The 16,867-nt window shown below is 69.0% G+C and carries 18 protein-coding genes and 1 tRNA gene; 8 read left to right on the forward strand and 11 right to left on the reverse strand.

Features of this window, described 5'->3' with window-relative positions; all coding sequences use genetic code 11:
* Window positions 1-30 precede the first annotated feature (30 nt).
* Complete coding sequence (locus HPO96_RS29390; protein ID WP_171677610.1) at window positions 31-786, reverse strand: hypothetical protein; 756 nt, start codon at window positions 784-786, stop codon at window positions 31-33.
* Between the two features lie 338 nt (window positions 787-1,124).
* Here HPO96_RS29390 and HPO96_RS29395 point away from each other — a divergent pair.
* A tRNA-OTHER gene (locus HPO96_RS29395) sits at window positions 1,125-1,194 on the forward strand.
* Window positions 1,195-1,247: 53 nt separating this feature from the next.
* Here HPO96_RS29395 and HPO96_RS29400 read toward each other — a convergent pair.
* Both HPO96_RS29400 and HPO96_RS29405 read right to left on the reverse strand, forming a co-directional pair.
* Entirely contained in the window at window positions 1,248-1,547 is a 300-nt protein-coding gene (locus HPO96_RS29400; protein ID WP_171677611.1) for a hypothetical protein, read from the reverse strand.
* 177 nt (window positions 1,548-1,724) lie between these two features.
* Window positions 1,725-2,051: a hypothetical protein gene (locus tag HPO96_RS29405; RefSeq protein WP_171677612.1), complete on the reverse strand. Its 327-nt coding sequence runs from the start codon at window positions 2,049-2,051 to the stop codon at window positions 1,725-1,727.
* 100 nt (window positions 2,052-2,151) lie between these two features.
* Between HPO96_RS29405 and smpB the strand changes: the two genes are divergently transcribed.
* On the forward strand, window positions 2,152-2,631 hold the full coding sequence (smpB, locus tag HPO96_RS29410; protein WP_171677613.1) for an SsrA-binding protein SmpB: 480 nt from the start codon (window positions 2,152-2,154) through the stop codon (window positions 2,629-2,631).
* Here the strand turns inward: smpB and HPO96_RS29415 are convergent.
* Window positions 2,612-3,058: a hypothetical protein gene (locus tag HPO96_RS29415; RefSeq protein WP_171677614.1), complete on the reverse strand. Its 447-nt coding sequence runs from the start codon at window positions 3,056-3,058 to the stop codon at window positions 2,612-2,614. The genes smpB and HPO96_RS29415 overlap by 20 nt on opposite strands.
* 109 nt (window positions 3,059-3,167) lie before the next feature.
* Between HPO96_RS29415 and HPO96_RS29420 the strand changes: the two genes are divergently transcribed.
* Window positions 3,168-4,214: a serine hydrolase domain-containing protein gene (locus HPO96_RS29420; RefSeq protein ID WP_171677615.1), complete on the forward strand. Its 1,047-nt coding sequence runs from the start codon at window positions 3,168-3,170 to the stop codon at window positions 4,212-4,214.
* Between the two features lie 3 nt (window positions 4,215-4,217).
* Here the strand turns inward: HPO96_RS29420 and HPO96_RS29425 are convergent, their stop codons facing one another.
* Entirely contained in the window at window positions 4,218-5,018 is an 801-nt protein-coding gene (locus HPO96_RS29425) for a tetratricopeptide repeat protein (protein WP_171677616.1), read from the reverse strand.
* Between the two features lie 367 nt (window positions 5,019-5,385).
* On the opposite strand from HPO96_RS29425, the gene HPO96_RS29430 reads away from it, so the two are divergent.
* Window positions 5,386-8,886: a S8 family serine peptidase gene (locus HPO96_RS29430; protein ID WP_171677617.1), complete on the forward strand. Its 3,501-nt coding sequence runs from the start codon at window positions 5,386-5,388 to the stop codon at window positions 8,884-8,886.
* A gap of 34 nt (window positions 8,887-8,920) precedes the next feature.
* Here the strand turns inward: HPO96_RS29430 and HPO96_RS29435 are convergent, their stop codons facing one another.
* Window positions 8,921-9,958, reverse strand: a complete 1,038-nt coding sequence (locus HPO96_RS29435) for a hypothetical protein (protein ID WP_171677618.1) — start codon at window positions 9,956-9,958, stop codon at window positions 8,921-8,923.
* A 156-nt stretch (window positions 9,959-10,114) separates the two neighbouring features.
* Between HPO96_RS29435 and HPO96_RS29440 the strand changes: the two genes are divergently transcribed.
* From HPO96_RS29440 to HPO96_RS29455, 4 genes are all read left to right on the forward strand, one after another.
* Complete coding sequence (locus HPO96_RS29440; protein ID WP_171677619.1) at window positions 10,115-10,837, forward strand: LmeA family phospholipid-binding protein; 723 nt, start codon at window positions 10,115-10,117, stop codon at window positions 10,835-10,837.
* 127 nt (window positions 10,838-10,964) lie between these two features.
* Window positions 10,965-11,633 carry a PadR family transcriptional regulator gene (locus HPO96_RS29445; protein WP_171677620.1) on the forward strand — a complete coding sequence of 223 codons (669 nt, stop codon included), beginning with the start codon at window positions 10,965-10,967 and terminating at the stop codon, window positions 11,631-11,633.
* Window positions 11,630-12,085 (forward strand): DUF1707 SHOCT-like domain-containing protein, encoded by a 456-nt coding sequence (locus HPO96_RS39295; protein ID WP_171677621.1) that lies wholly within the window; start codon window positions 11,630-11,632, stop codon window positions 12,083-12,085. The genes HPO96_RS29445 and HPO96_RS39295 overlap by 4 nt, the downstream gene beginning before the upstream one ends.
* A gap of 63 nt (window positions 12,086-12,148) precedes the next feature.
* Window positions 12,149-12,769: a dihydrofolate reductase family protein gene (locus HPO96_RS29455; protein ID WP_171677622.1), complete on the forward strand. Its 621-nt coding sequence runs from the start codon at window positions 12,149-12,151 to the stop codon at window positions 12,767-12,769.
* A gap of 85 nt (window positions 12,770-12,854) precedes the next feature.
* On the opposite strand, the gene HPO96_RS29460 is transcribed toward HPO96_RS29455, so the two are convergent.
* The 5 genes from HPO96_RS29460 to HPO96_RS29480 form a co-directional block, all read right to left on the reverse strand.
* Window positions 12,855-13,904: a lipoate-protein ligase LplAB gene (locus HPO96_RS29460; RefSeq protein WP_171677761.1), complete on the reverse strand. Its 1,050-nt coding sequence runs from the start codon at window positions 13,902-13,904 to the stop codon at window positions 12,855-12,857.
* Window positions 13,905-13,946: 42 nt separating this feature from the next.
* Window positions 13,947-14,528: an adenylate kinase gene (locus HPO96_RS29465; protein ID WP_337796860.1), complete on the reverse strand. Its 582-nt coding sequence runs from the start codon at window positions 14,526-14,528 to the stop codon at window positions 13,947-13,949.
* A gap of 111 nt (window positions 14,529-14,639) precedes the next feature.
* Window positions 14,640-15,011 (reverse strand): YciI family protein, encoded by a 372-nt coding sequence (locus HPO96_RS29470; protein ID WP_171677623.1) that lies wholly within the window; start codon window positions 15,009-15,011, stop codon window positions 14,640-14,642.
* A 24-nt stretch (window positions 15,012-15,035) separates the two neighbouring features.
* Window positions 15,036-15,863, reverse strand: a complete 828-nt coding sequence (locus HPO96_RS29475) for a hypothetical protein (protein WP_171677624.1) — start codon at window positions 15,861-15,863, stop codon at window positions 15,036-15,038.
* Window positions 15,864-15,922: 59 nt separating this feature from the next.
* Entirely contained in the window at window positions 15,923-16,750 is an 828-nt protein-coding gene (locus HPO96_RS29480) for an SAM-dependent methyltransferase (RefSeq protein WP_171677625.1), read from the reverse strand.
* Window positions 16,751-16,867 lie beyond the last annotated feature (117 nt).

Raw genomic sequence — 16,867 nt, forward strand, 5'->3', positions numbered from 1 at the left:
AGAGAGGATAGAGGCGGTCAGAGAAGCCCATCACCGGTGCAGGTCGAACGCTTCGCCGAGTGCATGGTCGAAATCGCCCTCGAACCCCTTGCGCGCTAGCGCAACCCAGATGGTCCCATCCGAGGTCCGATCGGTTCGTTGCTCGTTGCCTTGCAAAGCCGGCGCGATGATCAGGACCCCAACGAACGTCTCATTCTGAGCTTTGATCCTTGTCAGCAGCTGCCGCGTGACTCCGACTTGCCAAGACTTGAGGCGACGCCCTATTGCAATCACCCACAGCTTGCGTCCGATGTCGTCGGTGACGATTGCGTCAGGCCGTGCACCGTTCACTCGGATCCCCGGCTCGAGGGCAATCTCGAGGCCTAGTCGTTCGACAGAGCTGGCAAGCCGGGAGAGTAGAACGTACTCTCCCGCGCTAGCTTGGCGGACAACCTGCGCGACCTCCGGCGCGAAGCTGTACAGCTCCTGGAGCGCGTGCTCTACCTGCACGCGCGCCTCAGGCCGCACGGCCTCTACTACTGTCTCGATGGCCTCGCCGACCACTTCGATCCATTCCGCCTCGCCCTCGCCAACTTTGAGTCGTGTAGGCAAGACACCCGCGATGCCGATTAGCACGAACAGCGAACCGCTGACGATAAGAGCGACAGGCCCAGCCTCAACGTCTTGGGTAAATGTGGCTGTCCCCCCGGCGGAGAGCATTACGGCACCGACTAGTCCAGTGAGCCATCGAGGCAGTGGATCAAGCTTGACTGCCCGGCGCCTCGGAGACGGCTGTTCCTCACCCATCGGGCCACCAATCCTCGTAGAGGCGTGCCAGGCTATCGCCCAAGCTGTCGCTTCGCGCCATCCACCGCTGTGGCCGCGCGTCCATTTTGGTTACCCCCGCGCAGCTGGCCCAGCATCAGGCCCGATGTCGGCCGGTTTCCAGCTCACCGGCATCCGACTAGGCGGCAAGTGCTCGAACCGGCGATTCTGGACGGAGTCGCTTACACCGTCGCACAGAAGTGTCTCGTCTAGAGGAAGGCTCGTGGCGTGGGAACACTGGTGGGAACATGCGGGTGTTGATCTGAGTCAACCAGAGTTGGAGAGAGTCGAACTGGTGGTGGCTCGATACGCCTGGAGATGCCCCTGGAGGTCGGATAGCGCGGTTTCCTAAACCGTGCGTCGCAGGTTCGAATCCTGCCGGGGGCACCATCGGCATTTGGCGCACGGGTCGCCAAATGCCGATGCACGCGGCGAGTTCCTGATCAGTTGACGTCCGCCAGGAACCACCATTGGCCGGTAACCGGGTGGCGCTCGCAGTTCCCTACCCAGCTGGCTTTGCCGCTACCGGCCAGGTACCCACGCCAGTAGCTGCAGTCGGTGAGATCCACATAAGGGCCGAACGACTTCCTGGCCTGGACGGTCACCGGGCCGGACCCGGTCGACTGGCCGGCCGGCGCGGCGAACGCGCTGCCTGCCGGGATTGCCATGGCGACCGCAGCCACCGCACCGATCAAGATCCGGCCGACGGCTCGCCGTGCATTCTTCTCGTACGTCTGACGCACTCTCTGCTCCTCCGATCCGCGACAGCGCGAGCCGCTGCCGCGGATTGGAGGTAATCAGCTGCGTCCTCCTCGTCCTACAGATTCGAGGACGGGCGAAGCAGGCTTCGAGCACCGTCGAAGATCTTGACGGCGCCCGAGCTGCTCCCGCGTCCCAGCGTGGGAGCAGCTCGATTGGGGTCAGCGGCCGGTGGCTTCGCCGAATTTGTCGGTGGCTTGGTCGGTGAGGTTTTCGGTGGGGAGGTCGATGCCGGTGGCTTCGGTGACCTGGTCGCCGAAGGCGTTGGCCTGGTCCTGGACCGCTTCGGCGTGGCCCTGGGCGGTTTCGCCGAGGCCTTCAGCGGCTTGGGTGGCCTGGTCGGCGGCGCCGGTGACGTCGACGCCGGTGGTCTCGGAGATCTTGTCGGCGGCGCCGGACAGGTCGATGCCGGTGGCCTCGGTGACCTTGTCGGTGGCGCCCGAGAGGAGCTCGGAGGCTTTGTCCTTGAGCGAGTCGAAGATACCCATGCGGGGAGAACCCTTCAGTCATCGTTGGCCAGGAGGGGATCACCCAGCGTAACAAGCAAACCCAAGAGCTTCCTGAGGGAAGCTGCGGCAGAATCGTCCCGTGAAGAAACCGCAGTCCGATCCCGTCGTCGCCCGCAACCGCAAGGCGGCTCACGACTATCACCTGGGCGAGACCTGGGAGGCCGGGATCGTGTTGCAGGGGATGGAGGTGAAGGCGCTCCGGGCCGGCCGCGCCTCGCTGATCGGCGGCTTCGCCATGGTCGAGGACCGGGAGATCTGGCTGCACGGCGTCCACATCCCGCAGTACTCGCAGGCGCGCTGGTTCAACGACGGCTCGCGCCGCAAGCGCAAGCTCCTGTTGCACCGCGCCGAGATCGACAAGATCGAGCGCAAGGTGAGCGAGGGCGGTCTGAGCATCGTCCCGGTCCTGCTCTATTTCAAGAACAGTCACGCGAAGGTCGAGATCGCGCTCGCCCGCGGCAAGAAGAACTGGGACAAACGCCAAACCCTCGCCGAACGCGAGGCCGACCGCGAAACCGAGCGCGTCCTGCAACGCCGCCTCAAGGGCCGCACCGACTGAGTCGCGGCGTCGCCGCGTAGGACTCCTGTTCCGCGACTGCTTCGGCGGGTAGAACGGCGCTGAGGGTGCCCGTGGTGAAGGCGATCAGCAGCGCGGCCGCGGCGAGCACCAACTGCCGGCGGGCGAGCCGGGGACGCCGAAGCGGCCGCGCGGGCTCGGGGAGGGCGGCAGGGGTTGGGGTGGTGAGGTTGGTGTGGGTTTTGAGGTAGGGGGTTTGTTGGGGGGCGGTGAGGCCGCAGGCGCGGAGGTAGGTGCGGAGGAGGTCTTTGCGGGGCAGGGTTTTGCGGTTGAGCATGGTGGCGGCGGTGGAGGCGGGCAGGGTGTCGCCGAGTTTGGCGGCGTTGCGTTCGAGCTGGCGGTAGCTCAGGCCGGTGTCTGCCTTCAGGCGCCTGAGGTCGGTGAGGAAGGCCGAGTCGTCGGGTGTCATCTGCGCTCCGTTCGTACGGGTTCGTACGCATTCGAACACCTGGAAGGGTTGTTCGGCGGCTGTTGCCCCGGTCAACGTGTGGATCTCCCCGATGGATCCCGGAGGTCCCATGTACCGCGTCGCCCTGGCCGTGATCGTTGCGCTCGGCGTCACTGCCTGCTCCGCACCCCGACCGAACCCGGTCGCGGCGTACCTGGCCCGCACTGTTCCCGCCGGCCCCGGCGGAACCGTGATCGCGGCCCGTGGCGACCAGCTCGTGCACTGCGCGGGTTTCGGCTTTGCCGATCGGGAGCGACGCATCCCGGCGACCTGCGACACCGTGTACGACGTCATGTCGATCACGAAGCAGTTCACCGCGGCCGCCGTCCTCGAACTCGAAACGATGGGCAAGCTCCGCATCACCGACCCGATCGCCGTCCACCTCGGCCCCGTCCCCGCTGACAAACGCGCGATCACCATTCATCACCTGCTCACCCATACGTCCGGGCTCGTCGAAGGACTGGGCGACGACTACGACGTCCTGAGCCGCGAGCAGCTGATCAAGCAGGCGCTCGCCTCCAAGCTCACCCAGGGACCGGACTTCCAGTACTCGAACCTGGGCTACGGCCTGCTCGCCGCCATCATCGAGAAGGTCTCCGGCCTGGGCTACGAGGAGTTCCTCGCCAAACACCTCTTCGAGCCGGCCGGCATGACCGACACCGGCTACCTCCTCCCCCGCTGGCCGACCGACCGCGTTGCCGTCGAGTACGACGCCGCCGGCCGCTCGCAAGGCCGCCCGATGGACCACCCCTGGGCCGACGACGGCCCGCACTGGAACCTTCGCGGCAGCGGTGGCCTCCTCTCCACCGCCCGCGACCTGTTCCGCTGGCACCGGGCCCTCCTCGACGACACCGTCCTCCCAGCCAGCACCCGCACCAAGCTCTTCACCCCGCACACCGCTGAGTCCTACGCCTACGGCTGGAACGTCCGCACCGCCCCCGACGGCGACCGCCTCGCCTGGCACGACGGCGGCAACGACTGGTCCCTGGCCAACTACGCCCGCTCCCTCACCGACCAAACCATGTCCTTCTGGGTCACCAACCAGGTAACCGGCCCCACCTGGAACTTCGAAGCGCTGGAACCCGACCTGACCCTCGGCGTCCTCGACCGAGTCTGAGATTCAGCAGGCGTGCTGGGCGGAGAGCTTCGTCAGCAGGGTGCGGGCGGTGGCGGCGTGGTGGGTGAAGCCGGCGGTGGTGGCGGTGTGGAGGGCAGTCGTGCAGAGGTTGGCGGCTTGGTCGGCGTGGTTGGTGGCGGCGTGGGTGGCGGCCAGGCCGAGGAGGGCGGCGACCTCCAGGTAGGTGATGCGGTGGGTGCGGGCGGACTGGAGGCCCAGCTCGTAGTAGTGCTCCGCTTGGGGGTGGTCGCCGGTACGGAGGTGGACGGTGGCGAGCATGGTGAGAGTGGCGGTTTCGGCGCGTGGGTTGGCGATGTCCTGGGCGATGGCGAGGGCGGCCTGGGCTTCGGTCAGAGCGGTGATGAGGTCGCCGCGGTCCAGGTCGGCGGCAGCCAGGTTCTCCAGGGCGAAGGCTTCCCCAGCGCGGTTGCCGGTGGCGCGGTGCAGCTCCAGGCCCTCGGCTGCGCAGGTGCGAGCCTGGCTGAGGCGGCCAGCATGGCGGTGCACTGCGCTCAGTGAGGTGAGGCAGAAGGCCTTCTCGGGCGCAGTGACGTCAGCGAACTCGAGAACCGACGTGTACTCGTGGCCGGCCGTTTCGAAGCAGCCCATCTCTTCGTAAATGGCGCCGAGGTTGCCACGGATCGCAGTGGTGGGGAAGTCGTTGCTCTGGGCAATGTGCAGCGCGGACTGCAGGCAGCTGCGCGCCTGAGCCAGGTTTCCGAGCTCTCGATGGACGGCGCCGAGGTTGATCGACACACCGACCTGTCGGCGAGCCAGACCGACCTGATCGCAGGCTGCGACCACCTGCTCGTACTGCGCGATTGCAGGCTCTTACTGGCCACCACCTTCTCCTCCTGCAGCGGCGGCTGTTTCGAAACCGCCGCCGCCTCCGGAGTCCCCGCACCGACCAACAGACCGGCAGCAAGCGCCACCGCCGTACCAATTGCCACCACGCGCATGAAAACCCCCAGGCTGAGCGCATCGGACCGACCGCCAACGCCCCGCCCGCCAGCTGGCGGTAAACGTCCCCCAGCCGTTCATACGCGGGATACACGACCTCGTATGGCCACGCTCAGCGGGCTGGGAGGGCTTCGAGCGGGGTCGAAAGGTCATCGGTTCGGTGGGGGTGTTCGTCCTGGGGCCACGAGTTTCCGAGGTGAGGAGTGGGTTCGTGGGTCTGGGACGAAGAGCGTCGGCTGTGGTGGTGGCCGGGCTGCTGGTGGTGGCGGGTGCCGGGCCTGGGGGTGCTGAGGCCAAGAAGCCCCCTGCGCCGGGGGCTGAGCAGGTGGTCACGTTGGTGACCGGGGACAAGGTGCGGGTGCGGCCGGTCGGGAAGAGTTGGGATGTCACGGTCGAGGCGCGGGCTGGGCGTCGGGTCGGGTTTCTGCAGAGCGTCGGTCCGAAGGGGGTGACGGTGATTCCGGCTGATGTGGCCGGGTTGGTTAAGGCCGGGAAGCTCGACAGGGCGCTGTTCGACGTCACTGGTCTGATCAGACAGGGCTATGCAGATGCCAAGACCAGCACCATGCCGCTGTTGGTCCAGACAGATGGACGCCGGTCGGTCAGCACGCTCGGCAAGGTGATCCGGCAGCTGCCCAAGGGGAATCTGACCGCGGTCGCCACCGCCAAGGCGACCGCTGCGCTCACCGAGCTGCCGGCTGGAGTCAAGAAGGTCTGGCTGAACGCGAAGGCGAAGCCCACGCTGGACGCGAGCGTCGCCCAGGTCGGTGCCCCGGCCGCGTGGCAAGCGGGTCACACCGGCCAGGGCGCGAAGCTCGCCGTCCTGGACACCGGGTACGACACCGGGCATCCCGATCTGGCCGGGGTCGTCACCGGCAGCAAGGACTTCACCGGGGAAGGTATCCAGGACCAGGTCGGGCACGGTACCCATGTCGCGTCGACCGCGGCCGGTCGCGGGACGGCGTCCGGCGGCAAGTACACCGGGGTCGCGAAAGGCGCGGATCTGCTGATCGGCAAGGTCTGCGTCTGGGACGGCTGCTCGTACGACGCGATCATCGCGGGCATGCAGTGGGCCGCGGACAGCGGCGCCAAGGTGGTCAATCTGAGTCTCGGCGGTGAGCCGTCGGACGGCACCGACCCACTGTCCCAGGAGCTGAACCGGATCTCGGCCGCCTCCGGCACGCTGTTCGTCGTTGCGGCCGGCAACAACGGCGGCGATCGAACCGTCACCAGCCCGGCCGCGGCCGATCGCGCACTGGCCGTCGGCAGTGTGACCAAGCAGGACGAGCTGAGCGACTTCTCCTCCCGCGGCCCGCGGTACGGCGATTTCGGCCTCAAACCCGATCTCGCGGCGCCCGGCTCGGATATCGTCGCGGCCCGGGCCAAGGATACCCTGGACGGGGACGCCGTCGACGCGTCGTATGCCCGGATGTCCGGTACGTCGATGGCATCGCCGCACGTCGCCGGCGCCGCCGCGATCCTGGCCGCGCAACACCCGGACTGGACCGGCGACCGGATCAAGGACGTGCTGATGAGCAGCGCGAAACCACTGGACGGGATCGCCGTCAGCGCGCAGGGCGCCGGTCGGCTCGACGTCGCGCGCGCCGACCGGCAACAGGTCGTCGCGGATGCGGCCGCACTACAGTTCGGCCTGCTCAGCTGGCCGCATGCCGACCGGCCCGCCGTCCAGCGCAAGGTCAGCTTCCGGAATCTGAGCAACAAATCTGTTGCCCTGCGCACCCAATTGACCGTGAAGGACGCCGAGGGCAACGAAGCGCCGGCCGGATTCGCAGCTGTGGACCAGGCCGAGCTGACCGTGCCGGCCGGCGGGCAAGCGGTCGCGACCGTGACTGTCGACCCCAAGGTCGGCCCGGTCGGCACGTACGAGGGCCGGCTCATCGCGCGCTCGGCCGACGGCACGACGGTGGTTCAGGCGCCGTTCGGCGTCCACAAGGAGCCGGAGAGCTTCGACCTCGACGTACAGGTCACCGACCGGCACGGCGCCGCCCTGCCGAACAGCGGCGCGGACGCCAGCCTGCTGCTCACCGACCTCGACAGCCCCGACGGCCAGTTCAGGTTCGCCGAACCGGGCCGAAAGAACCGCCTGCCGAAGGGCCGCTACCGGTTCAACGGCTACATCTACACCGCCGACAAGGGATATGTGACGCCGTCGGTGACCGTCTTCAACCAGCCCGACTTCGTTCTGGACGCCGATCGCCGGATCACCGTCGACGCGCGCGCCGGGCGGCCGCTGCGGCACCGGACCGACGCACCCGGCCGGCCCGAAGGCACAGTCCTGGTGTCGTCGCTGGTCGGTGAGACCCGGATCGGGTACTCGTCCTGGTTCGCCGAGCGGGCGTTTGCCGTCCCGTCGACGCAGCCGGCCGAAGGGTTCAGCTTCGTGGACGCGTCGAAGAGCAAAGCCGACGAGGTCCGGCTGACGGGCGCGGACGGCTCCGTGGTCCCGGTCGACTGGGCCTGGGAAGGCCCGCGGTTCACCGGTAGCAAGCGGCTGCGGACGGTCGACGTCGGTCATGCCACCGAGGCCGAGCTGGCCAAGGCGGACGTGAAGGGCAAGCTGGCAATGTTCACTCTGAGCGGGGACGAGGTTGGGGACTACGTCGACCGGGTCCGGCGGCTGGGTGAGCTCGGCGCCGTCGCAACACTGAACTACGTGACCGACGTCGATGCCTGGCCGGGGAGGGCCCCCGAGCTGCCGAGTGTGATCGGCGAAGGGCCTGCCGTACGCCGGCTGGTCGCGCAGGCCGGCTCCTGGGTCACGCTGACCGGGCTTCCGCAGAGCACGTACCGCTACGAACTGCTCTTCGCGACCGAGGGCGGCATCCCGGCCACCCTCGACCGGCGGGTTCGCGATCGCGACCTGATCGCGGCCGATACGACGTACTACGGGCCGGCCGGCGCCAAGGCGCGGACCTTCGCCAGCGGCAGCCTGAACGGGTTGCGGGCGGGGCTCATCTTCGCCGAGCCGATCAGTTTGCCGTTGCGGCGCACGGTGCTGCGCTCACCGGCGCCGGTCCACTGGGAGGAGATGCTGTTCTCGCCGGTCGGCATTCACCACGGTGAGATGCAGCGAGCGGCCGGCCAGGTGCGAACGAGCTGGGCCGCCCCGGCGATCGGGCCGTCCCAGCCGAACGCGACCCGGGACGGCGACCAAGTGACGATCCAGCTGCCGCTGGTGTCGGACAGCGCCGGACACCCGGCGACCGCGCTGAAGGAGGCGTACGAGGGCTCGATCACCCTTTGGGACGGCGACCGCCAGGTGGCCCACAACGACAACCCCGAGGATCCGCTGACAGCCGAGTTGCCGGCCGAGCGTTCGACGTACCGGCTGAGCGCGACTGCCGAACGCACAGGCGGCGAGCTCGAGGTCAAGGCCGACTGGACGTTCGTGTCCGCGCGGTCCGAGCCCCTTCAGCTGCTGACGGTTGCATTGAAGCCACCGGTTGCCCCGGACAACAGCGCGCCGGGCGGACGGGCCTTCCAGATCCCCGTCAGCACCCAGCCGAACGCCCAGGTCAAGTCGGTCGAGTACGCCACCGACGGCAAGACCTGGATCAAGGCGAGCCTGAAGGACGGCGTGGCGACGGTCAACCATCCCGCGGCCGGTTCGATCTCGCTGCGCAGCACCGCAGTAGATGCTAATGGCAACAAAGTTGCGCAGACCACGCTGAACGCGTACCAAGTGCGCTGATCCCCTTCGGGCCCGGGCGACCGGGCCCGAAGGCTCAGCTGCTCGAGGGTTTGGGGCCGGTGGAGCGCAGGGTGTTGAGACGGGAGAGCGTGTCGAACCAGAAGCGGGCGCCGGGCAACGTGGACAGCGCCATCAGCGCCCAGCCGAGCAGCACCAGCGCGAACGTCGTCAGGTCACCGACCAGGCCGCGGTTCGGGTCGGTGAGGGCGTGCCGGTCGAGCCAGCTGCAGTTGCCGCTCTCACAACCTGGCGCTTGTGACCAGCCGAGCGGGAGCGCGGTAGGGACCTGGTCACGCAGTTCGGCCAGGCAGGCGTCCGGGGTCTTGCTCGCACAGTCGGATGTGGTGACGGCCTGCGCGACGACGGCGTCCCGGAGGGCCTCGTCGGTGTAGAGAGCACGCGCCATGCCGACGACGTTCACGTTGAAGACGACGACCACGACGGCGGCGAAGGCCAGCGAGATCCAGCGGACGTGGCGTTTGTACCAGCCCGACACCCGGGCCATGTGGTCGTCGTACCACTGCTCGACGTTGTCGCGGAACGCGGCCAGATCGTCACCGGCCTCGGCCAGCAGGCCCAGCAGCGGTTGCCGAAGCGGGTTCTTCGGCTCGAGCCGCTCGATCTCGGCGCGGACGTCGTCGAGCGTCGTCCGGCCGGTGCCCTCGGGGACGAGGACGCCGATCAGCGCCCGCGCGAACGAACGCCCCGACACGTACGACGGGATCGCCCGCCGGTCCTTCGCGCTGAGTTTCGCGTTCCCCGCGTTCGCCGGGAGCGTGCCCTTGTCGGCCGAGCGGGAGACCATCGGCTGCTCGACGATCCGCGTCACCATCGGCAGCGCCGGCTCGCCCTCGGCCACGGCGGGCGCGCGTGACGTCCGCCGGAGCAGGTCGGGCAGCCGCAGCTCGAAACGGCTCTCGCCGTCGACCAGCGAGCGGATGCCGCGGAGCAGGTACTCGCCGCGCAAGCCGATGTAGCGGGCGGCGGCTTCGGTCAGTACCGAGACCAGCACGGAGAAGGCGGCGAAGGCGAAGACCAGACCGATGACGGTCTGCAGGATCGAGCTGTCCATGACTTCCTCACAGCAGGCGGAGCACCATTGACGCATGGTGATCGCCGGGGCGACAAGTCCGGCTGAACCGATCGCCGATGCCGGGCGTCGTACTTGGGACGCACGACCTATGCTGTGCGGGGTTCGACGGGGACGCCGACGCCGGAAGGGCTTGTAATGACTGCGAGGAAACCACGTCGCTGGGGACGTCGGTTGCTGGTGACGCTGATCGTGCTCGGGGTGATCCTGGTCGCGGCCGACCGGGCCGCCGCGTGGGCCGCGGAGAAGCAGCTGGCCAAGATGGCCGTGACCCAGGCCGCGCGGTACGACCTGACCGCGGAGAGCACGTCGGTCGACATCGGCGGGTTCGGCTTCCTGCCGCAGGTCGTGCGCGAGGACTTCTCGTCGGTGACGCTGAACATGATCAAGCCGACGTTCTCCGAGGTCCCGGCCGAGGATCTGCAGGTGACGATGAAGGGCGTCCATGTGCCGCGCGCCGTCATCCAGCAGCAGTCCGGCGCCGCGGTCACCGTCGAGACGACCGACATCCGGTTGCAGCTGGCGCCGCCGGAGATCGCGAAACTGGCCGCGCGGGCGACCGGGCTGGACGGCCTGACCATGCGCGTCGTGGACGGCAAGCTGATGGCGAAGCTGTCCCTGCAGGGCGTCTCGGTCGACACCGAGGTGACGCCGACCGCGCGGAACGGCCGCGTCTCGCTGGCCGTCGGCGAGCTGGCCGGCAACGTGCCGAGCGTCGTCCGCGAGGTGCTGGAGGCGCGGCTGAAGCGCGGGATCGCGCTGCCGAAACTGCCGTACGACGCGACGCTGAAAGAGGTCGCCGTCGAGGGCTCCTCGGTGGTGCTGATCGCCAGCGCGGCGAATCTGTCGATGACCACCTGATCGATCGCGCCCCGGAACCCGTCGTCCCTGAGAGGGACGGCGGGTTTTCTTAGCTTCGGATCCTTGGGCGCCGAACGATCGCGATATATCGTCGACGTATCGCAAACGTGAAGGAACGGTGGTCGGGATGACGGGATCGGCGTACGCCGCCGGCTGGCCTTGGGCCGGTGCGGAACGGAACTGTGACGACTTCTTCGAGAGTCTCAAACGAGAGCTGCAGACCGCGCTGAACGGGCGCCGCCGCGGGCCCGGCGGGCCGCACGGGTTCGGCGGTCAGTGGGGCATGTTCGGCGGGCCGATGTTCGGGCCGCCGTGGGCGCAGGGGCCGCGGAGCCGGGGGCCGAAGGCGCGCCGCGGCGACGTCCGGGCCGCGATCCTCGCCGTCCTGGCCGAGCAGCCGATGAACGGCTATCAGCTGATCCAGGAGATCGCGGAGCGCAGCGGCGGCGCGTGGAAGCCGAGCCCCGGCTCGATCTACCCGACACTGCAGCAACTCGAGGACGAAGGCCTGGTGACGGCGGACGCCGAGGTCGGCCGGCGGACGTTCACGCTGACCGACGACGGCCGGGCGTACGTCGCCGAGCACGCGGACGAGGTCGCCGCGCCGTGGGAGGCGATGAGCGCGCCGGCCGACGACGACAACGGCTTCAAGCCGGTGCTCGGTCAGGTCGCCGCCGCCCTGTGGCAGATCATGTCGACCGGCACACCCGAGCAGCAGGAGCGCGCCCGCGAAGCCGTCGCCGACCTGCGCCGCAAGCTCTACGGCATCCTCGCCGACGACGAGCCCCGCTCATGAGCCCGCACCCACGGCGAGACCGCTACCGGTACGACGCCGGGCCGGAGTGGCCGAAACTCGTCCGGCCGGAACCGAAGCGGCGGGTGCGGATCGGGGATGTGGAGCGGGATCGGGCTGTTGAGGCGCTGAGTGAGCATTTCGTGGCTGGGCGGCTGACGCAGGAGGAGTTCGAGGAGCGCAGTGGGCAGGCGACTCGGGCGCGGTGGTCGGACGAGTTGAACGGGTTGTTCGACGACTTGCCGACGGCGGGCGAGGTGCAGCTGGCGCGGCGCGAGACGTCGATGCAGAAGCTGGTGGCGCCGTCGCCGCTGTTCTTCCTGGCGCCGGTGCTGATGGTCGGCCTGGTCGTCACCGCGGTCACGCTGACCGCGCCGTGGCTGCTCTGGGGCATCTTCTGGATCGCCCTGTTCAGCGGCGTCAACCGCCGCCGCTACCACCACTATCGACAGTGATGTCAAAGCTCGCGATCCGGCTCCGACCAAGGGGTGACAGCAACCCTTTGGAAGGAGACGGACATGAGCAAGGTGATCGTGGCGAACTACACCGTCAGCCTGGACGGTTACGGCGCCGGCCCGAACCAGCGGCTGGACCAGCCCTTCGGCGATGACGCCGAGGTCCTGCACGACTGGATGCTGATCGCGATGGCGGCCCGCGACCGCGGCGAGACCGGCCCCGGCGTCGACCAGCTGGACCGCTTCCGGGACGGCGTCGGCGCGACCATCATGGGCCGGAACATGTTCAGCCCGCTGCGCGGCGCCTGGGCCGACGAGTCGTGGCGCGGCTACTGGGGCGAGAACCCGCCCTACCACCACGCGACCTTCGTGCACACCCACCACCTCCGCCCCGACCTGGTGATGGACGGCGGCACCACCTTCCACTTCACCGACCAGCCCGCCGCGGCCGTCCTCGACCGCGCCCGGGAGGCGGCCGGCGATCAGGACATCGTGGTCGCCGGCGGCGCCGCGACCATCCGCCAGTACCTCGACGCCGATCTGATCGACGAGATCGACCTGATGGTCGCGCCGATCTTCCTCGGCGCCGGCGAGTCCCCGTTCGGCGGTGACGCGCTGAAGAAGTTCGACGTCACCGACACGGTCGTCCTGCCCAGGGCCACCCTGTACCGGCTGCGTCGGTAAGGACAGGAGGTAGTCCCCGAATCAGGGCTTCGCGAGGAGGACTCAGGCGCGGGCCGGGCTATACGTAGACAGCTACGTCCTGTCCCTACGGGACGCGTCTCAGCCAGTCCTCCGTGCCGAACTTGGTCTCGACCAGTTCTTCGGCGCGCGCGACGGTGTCCGCGTCGATCGACCCCTCGGTCAGGCCGTAGCGGTTGCCGAACGAGGCCACCATCCGGTCGATGACGTCGGGCCGCGCGAGACCGGTCTGACTGCGCAGCGGATCGACGCGTTTGTTGGCGCTGGTGGTGCCCTTGCCGGAGAGCTTCTCGCGCCCGATCCGCAGCACCTGCAGCATTTTCGCGGCGTCCATGTCGTAGGCCATCGTGACGTGATGCAGGACGGCGCCACCCGCGAAGCGCTTCTGCGCGGCGCCCGCGATCTTGCCCGCGGGCGAGGTGATGTCGTTGATCGGCTGGTACGTCGCCGCGATCCCCAGCTCGTTCAGCGCGCCGATCACCCAGTCGTCGAGAAAGGCGTACGACTCGACGAACGACAGCCCGGAGACCAGCGATTCGGGGACGTAGAGCGAGTAGGTGATGGTGTTCCCGGGCTCGACGAACATGGCCCCGCCGCCGCTGATCCGGCGGACGACGGTGACATCGTGCTGCTTGGCGCCGTCCAGATCGACCTCGTTGGCGAGGGACTGGAAACTGCCGATGATGACCGCGTTCGAAGCCCACTCCCAGACCCGCAGCGTCGGCGGCCGCACGCCCGAGCCGACCTCCTCGGTCAGCACCTCGTCGAGCGCCATCTGCAGCGCGGGCTCGCGCGGTACGTCGTGCACGAACTGCCAGTCGTGGTCTTGCCATCCGGTCGCGCCGGTCAGCGCCCGCCGGACCGCCACCGCGACGGCCTCCGGGGAGAAACCGACCATCTCGACACCGTCGCCGAGCACTCCGCGCACCCGGGCCGCCACCTGCGCGGCCGGCGTCACGATCGGCAGACCGGCCAGCGCGCCGTTGATCCGCTCCAAGGCGTCGTCGGGCTCCAGGAAGAAGTCTCCGCTGATCTGCGCCGACCGCACGTGGTCGCCCACCACGTCGAGATCGGCGACCACCAACTTCCCGCCGGGGACCTTGTACTCACCATGCATACCCGTCACAACCCCTTACCGCGCTGGGTTGTTCCGCCGCCGTCAGCGCGCGGGGGTGAGCTGGTAGGTGATCTCGAGCAGCCGCTCGCGCACCTCGGTGATGTCGCCGTTGCCGTCGATCTCGTGCAGCAGGCCGCGCTCGCCGTACAGGCTGAGCAACGGGACGGTCTGGTTGCTGTAGACCTCGAGCCGGTGCCGGACGACGTCCTCGGAGTCGTCGGAGCGGCCCTGCACCTGGGCGCGGTTCAGCAGCCGCGCGACCAGGGACTCACGATCGACGTGCAGGACGACGACGGCCGTCAGCTCGCGGCCCTGCGCGACCAGCAACTCGTCCAGAACGCCTGCCTGGTCGAGGGTGCGCGGGTAGCCGTCGAGCAGGAACCCGGAGCGGGCGTCCGCTGCGGCCAGCCGCTCCCGGATCATCGCGTTCGTCACCTCGTCGGGGACGTACGCGCCGGAATCGACGTACTGCTGGGCGGTCCGGCCCAGCTCGGAACCCGCGGCGACATGCGCGCGGAAGATGTCACCGGTGGCGATCGCCGGCACGGCGATCTGCTCGGCCAGCGTGCCGGCGTGGGTGCCCTTGCCGGCTCCGGGCGGGCCCATCAGGACGACGGTCGTCACTACAGCGCCTCCTGACTCACGGTAAGTTCGGATTCAGGTTAGAGGCTGGTGGCGGCGTTGCGATACGGCGTACGTCACGTCCGGACCTGTGATGTACGCCGTATCCCTTGTTCACATAGTGGGACGCAGCTCCACGGTGTCCCCCGGGCCGGCGAACTGCTCGGCCAATTCAACGGCCCGCTCGTGCGACGCGACGTCGATCAGGAAGAACCCGGCCAGGTGTTCCTTGGCCTCCGCATAGGGCCCGTCGGTGGCGACCCGGCCGTCGAGGCCGACCCGGTAGAGCTTGGCGTCCTGCGGGTCGCCGAGCGCCTGCGCCTCGACCAGCTCGCCGGACGCCGAGATCTCGGTCAGCATCCGCTCGAAATCGACGTCCATCGCCGCCCGCTCGGCGGCCGGGATCGCCCGGCCGACCTCGGTGAAGTCGATCGTCGGGTGGCCCCACGGCTGCGGGTTGGAGTGGATCAGGATCACGTACTTCACAACATCCTCCTCGGTGAGCTCTGCTTACGGCCGGAACGTCGGAGCCGTCGAGCGGTCCTCGACATCGTGGTCGCCGCGGCGGGCGATCCCGGCCAGCAGGTCGGCCACCTGGACCCGCGGATCCTGCCGGGAGTCGACCTGTTCGAAGCCTGCCAGGTCGACGTCCGCGAACTCGGCCAGGTACGCGCGGAGCCGGGCGACCCGGCGCCGGGTCAGCGCGCTCTGCTCGTCGTGGACGACCCCGACCGAGCGGCCGCCCGCACCCCAGAACAACACGGTCTCGGCCAGCGCCGGGACCAACGGCTCGAGCGGCGGCGGGATCGCGGGATCGTCGTCGATCAGCCGCAGCAGGGTCTGCTCGACATGCGCTCGGGACACCCCGGACAGCTCGGGCGGGCCATGCGCGAAGAACTGGTCGATCGCGTCGTGGTCGAGCAGGCGGAGCCGCTTCGTCCGGGTGAGGATCAGGAACGCGTCCAGGAACGCCGTCCGCTCCCGCAGCTCGCGGACGTCGAACGCGCGGCCGAGGCGGGTGCCGTCGCCGTACGACGGCTCGCCGGTGAACAGCTCCAGGACGCGACGGGCGACGTACGTCCGCTTGTCGATGCGGTGCACATGCGCGCGGCCGTCGAGCTGCCGCAGGAACCATTCGAGCGCCGGCCGCTCCTCGGGCCGCAGCAGCCGGTTGGACTTGTACTCCGCACCCCGGCCGGTCCGCACGGCCGCGATCAGCCCGGCCGCCTCCGGCACGGTCAGATCGACGCTCGCATGGACGATCTCGGGCCACTCGGGATCGAGCAGATTACTGCCGGAGAACCCGGACTCGTCACAGGCGATCACCAGGTCAGGCATGTCCGCCCGCCTGATCACCCATACCGCCCATCATCGGCGCGATGCCGACACGGCACCACCTATTTGCGGGCCAGGACGCCGAGGATCAGCCGGGCCGCGCCGGTGGGGCTGAGCTGCTGCTGGCCGGCGGGCCACCAGTGAGTCAGATCGCTGATACCGGGATCGAGGATCTCGAGGCCGGCCAGCGCTTCGGCGAGCTCGCCGCGGGAGCGGAACCGCAGCCGCGGGAAGGACTCCTGGAAACGCTCTTCGATCGCGGTGGCGAACTCGGCCAGCCGGCTGCCGTCGCGCGGGTTCATCGGGTGGGTGATGGCGATCTGCGAGCCGGCGGGGAGCCCGGCGAGGTACTCGTCGAGCAAACGGCGCAGCTGGTCCTCGTCGATGACGGTGTGCAGCACCAGGCCGAAGACCAGCCCGACCGGGCGCTGGAAGTCGATCACCTCGGTAACCGCCGGATGCCCGAGCACACTCGCCGGATCGAGCAGATCGGCGGGTACGAAGAACGACGTCTGCTCGTCGGCCAGCAGGGCCTGCCCGTGCGAAATCGCGGTCACGTCGTTGTCGACGTACACCGTTCGGGACGCCGGGCCGGCCGCCTCGTGCAGGTTCGGGGCGGCGGGCAGGCCGCAGCCGAGATCGAGGAACTGCCGGACGCCGGCCCCGGCCATCCGGCTCACGGCGGCGCCCAGCCAGCGCCGGTTCTCCGCGGCCAGCTGCGGGATCTCGGGGGCGATCTTGAGCAGCTCGGCGAAGAACTGGCGGTCGATCTCGAAGTTGTTCTTACCGCCCAGCATCAGATCGTAGATCCGGGCGTCGGAGGGCCGATTCAGGTCGAGCTCGGGGCCGATCCGGCGCGCCACATCTCCGGCCGTATCACCCGTTGGCATCGCCCCGACCACCCCGCTCCGGCATCCGAAAAGATCGCTTGCCCGGAAGGCTATCGCGCACGTGGCCCGGGTCACCAAACGGGCTGTGTCGCGGAACATGCGGAGCGTGAGCTCCCA

Source organism: Kribbella sandramycini, assembly GCF_013131805.1.
In the GTDB taxonomy this organism is placed as follows: Bacteria; Actinomycetota; Actinomycetes; order Propionibacteriales; family Kribbellaceae; genus Kribbella; species Kribbella sandramycini.

Coding starts and splice junctions, on each gene's coding strand:
- HPO96_RS29420 (WP_171677615.1), top strand. CDS start 3,168: ATGTACCGCGTCGCCCTGGCCGTGATCGTTGCGCTCGGCGTCACTGCC.
- HPO96_RS29460 (WP_171677761.1), bottom strand. CDS start 13,904: ATGCATGGTGAGTACAAGGTCCCCGGCGGGAAGTTGGTGGTCGCCGAT.
- HPO96_RS29415 (WP_171677614.1), bottom strand. CDS start 3,058: ATGACACCCGACGACTCGGCCTTCCTCACCGACCTCAGGCGCCTGAAG.
- HPO96_RS39295 (WP_171677621.1), top strand. CDS start 11,630: ATGAGCCCGCACCCACGGCGAGACCGCTACCGGTACGACGCCGGGCCG.
- HPO96_RS29480 (WP_171677625.1), bottom strand. CDS start 16,750: ATGCCAACGGGTGATACGGCCGGAGATGTGGCGCGCCGGATCGGCCCC.
- HPO96_RS29435 (WP_171677618.1), bottom strand. CDS start 9,958: ATGGACAGCTCGATCCTGCAGACCGTCATCGGTCTGGTCTTCGCCTTC.
- HPO96_RS29475 (WP_171677624.1), bottom strand. CDS start 15,863: ATGCCTGACCTGGTGATCGCCTGTGACGAGTCCGGGTTCTCCGGCAGT.
- HPO96_RS29405 (WP_171677612.1), bottom strand. CDS start 2,051: ATGGGTATCTTCGACTCGCTCAAGGACAAAGCCTCCGAGCTCCTCTCG.
- HPO96_RS29455 (WP_171677622.1), top strand. CDS start 12,149: ATGAGCAAGGTGATCGTGGCGAACTACACCGTCAGCCTGGACGGTTAC.
- HPO96_RS29440 (WP_171677619.1), top strand. CDS start 10,115: ATGACTGCGAGGAAACCACGTCGCTGGGGACGTCGGTTGCTGGTGACG.
- HPO96_RS29445 (WP_171677620.1), top strand. CDS start 10,965: ATGACGGGATCGGCGTACGCCGCCGGCTGGCCTTGGGCCGGTGCGGAA.
- HPO96_RS29390 (WP_171677610.1), bottom strand. CDS start 786: ATGGGTGAGGAACAGCCGTCTCCGAGGCGCCGGGCAGTCAAGCTTGAT.